This is a genomic window from Lysinibacillus sp. DFXJR4, assembly GCF_057196045.1.
Genome location: NZ_JBXUNW010000035.1, coordinates 1 through 2,488, shown reverse-complemented (window position 1 = coordinate 2,488; position 2,488 = coordinate 1). Strand labels below are relative to the sequence as shown.

The 2,488-nt window shown below is 32.8% G+C and carries 2 protein-coding genes and 1 rRNA gene; 1 reads left to right on the top strand and 2 read right to left on the bottom strand.

Annotated elements, in window-relative coordinates:
• Positions 1-248: 248 nt before the first annotated feature.
• The gene (locus tag AC2CGN_RS25390) at positions 249-1,142 is read right to left on the bottom strand and encodes a patatin-like phospholipase family protein (RefSeq protein ID WP_429983566.1); all 894 of its coding nucleotides are present in this window, start codon (positions 1,140-1,142) and stop codon (positions 249-251) included.
• An 836-nt stretch (positions 1,143-1,978) separates the two neighbouring features.
• Between AC2CGN_RS25390 and AC2CGN_RS25385 the strand changes: the two genes are divergently transcribed.
• The gene (locus AC2CGN_RS25385) at positions 1,979-2,161 is read left to right on the top strand and encodes a hypothetical protein (protein ID WP_429983565.1); all 183 of its coding nucleotides are present in this window, start codon (positions 1,979-1,981) and stop codon (positions 2,159-2,161) included.
• Positions 2,162-2,413: 252 nt separating this feature from the next.
• On the opposite strand, the gene rrf is transcribed toward AC2CGN_RS25385, so the two are convergent.
• Positions 2,414-2,488: ribosomal RNA gene (rrf, locus tag AC2CGN_RS25380) — 5S ribosomal RNA — on the bottom strand; the annotation flags it as partial.

Here is a 2,488-nt window from a genome sequence, read left to right as displayed (position 1 = left end):
TTCGTTCACTAGCGAAAGCTAGCTAGTAAAAACTATATTGATTACGTTTTGCTTGTTCAGTTTTCAAGGTTCATTTATATCTTCAACTCCGTTAAGAGTTAACTTTTATATAATAACATGTTTATATGATAATGTCAAACAGTTATTTTATTTTATATTGTTCTAGTCGCATGTTTTAGCAGCAACTTTTATATAATAACACTGGTTTTAAAGAACGTCAATAGTTTTTACTAATTCTTTTTCAAATTTTATATTCTGAACCTTGGCCATGTTTTTAAAAATTGTATTGTACGATTCCTGCCAATTTCTAAAAGAGTTTCCTTAGAATCTTCATCTAAATCAAATTGTGTTGCACTATAATCTTCCACAGGAATGAAAATAATATCTCTTTCATGTCTTCTAGAGATATATCTCTCATCATGAGCATCCTTCATAGTCGAGAATAATGCTTCAAATAAATTTAACCCATTTTTTATTTCATGTGGACATTGTTCTTCTCTACGTCTACTCAATTTAAGTCCTAGAATTGGTCTTACTTTACGTCCCTCTTTATCGTCAAATATCCATAACGGAAAATTACTTAGAACACCGCCATCTACAATTATGGATTCTCCCTTTCCTGTTTTTAAAGTAACAGGTTCAAAGAAAAAGGGAATGCCACAGCTCATCCTTAATGCACATGCAACCGAAAAGTTATTTGCATCAATATCATATTTGTGTAAATCATCTGGCAAAACAATTATTCTTCCGTTTGTTAAATCTGAAGCCACTAATTTTAAAGAATCCCTTGGTAAATCCCCAAATGTATAAACACCTTTTGCAGCTAATCTATGAAAAAACCATTTTTCTAGTGCTTTTCCTTTATATAAGCCTAGATGGTTATAAACATTAACCCATTTCATAAACGGAAATGGAAAAAAGGTTTTCCTTGGATCTAATAGTGAAGGTACATCCAATTCTTCTAACATAGTTTGAATTTCTTTTCCGCTATAACCTGCAGCAATAAAAGCAGCTAGAATAGCCCCAGCACTTGTTCCAGCTACTCGCTTAAAGCGAAAGCTTTCGGCTTCTAACACCTGATACGCTCCAACTAGTGCGAATCCCTTCAAACCACCACCAGAAAAAACACCATCAATCCACAAAATTTCCTCTCCTTTTTAGAAAGTAATCTTTATATTATAAGAGTAAATGGTCACATTTAGAACTATTTTTTTGTCGAATTACTGTTGGCTCCCACGAAATTAATCAATTAAACATGAAAGATGAAATCTTATATAGAATGCCTACCTTTTATCAGCATTGTTCTGTTTTGATATTTAAGACACTCATACTTTTCATCTGGCTATAATAGTTCTTTAAACTATGTATTGATTTAAATCTAAAGCAATTTTAAATACTCCTCTTAATTAGACATGCATTTTATTAGCATATATAAGATTCCTATATAAAAATGTAGATAATAACTAACCTTAAATAATTTAATACTCTGCTAAAAATCTTTAATAGTATATAAAGATCATCGAAGCAATTGGGTATATGGGCGAAACACAAATTTAATTGAACAATAACAATTAATGGGTGGAAAGTTTTTAGCATTGTGGATTTGAGTCAGACATTTAACATCAGATATTCCTAGGCTCTTTAGTGTAATAATAAATTCTTTATCAAATAATCCTAGACCATACTCAATAAAGGGCTGTAAACTGAAACAACAATAAGTTCTTCGCTATTACTTAACAATTACACGCATGTATACTTATGTATATTTGAAAATGTATGCATCAATTTTCAGTTTGTAACAAACTTCGAAGATTCACGATTACCGTATATACAAAAGGACAATTATTTAAAATGATTTGAACCTTTAACTATTCTTATCTAGAAACGTCCTCGTTATGTTTGTAATTGTAGAAAGCGTTTCTCTGAAAATTCCCCCTTCGTATTATATCAACGCTACTCAAAAGAATGGAGTCACGTTGTGAGTATACGTGTTATTACAGCCAAAACATTAAAGGAAGCTGACGAAGTACTGGGTACATCAACCACGACAGGCATTCGCCGTTTTAAAAAGGTTGTGAAAAGACAATTAGTAGAGGGTGTATGTTTATCAAAAGCGACCGCAATTGATGAGTATAAAGGCCATACAGATGAAGGTACGTAGCAGCTAATAATTGCGAATGCAGAGACGCGCGAGCCAACTAATATTTTACCGAATCAAAAAAGAAACAGAGCAGAGGATGAAATAGTGGTTATGGATATAAATCCAATTACACAGTTTATCTACATATTGAGTTCATTTGGGCTAATTGCGCTGAAAGATTAAGATACCCCAACATTTAACTTAGAACCGATTAATTAATATCCATATCAACAAAAAAATAAAAAAACAGCCAGCACACAGCTGACTGTCTTTGCCTAGCGACGTCCTACTCTCACAGGGGGAAGCCCCCAACTACCATCGGCGCTAAAGAGCTTAACTTCCGTGTTC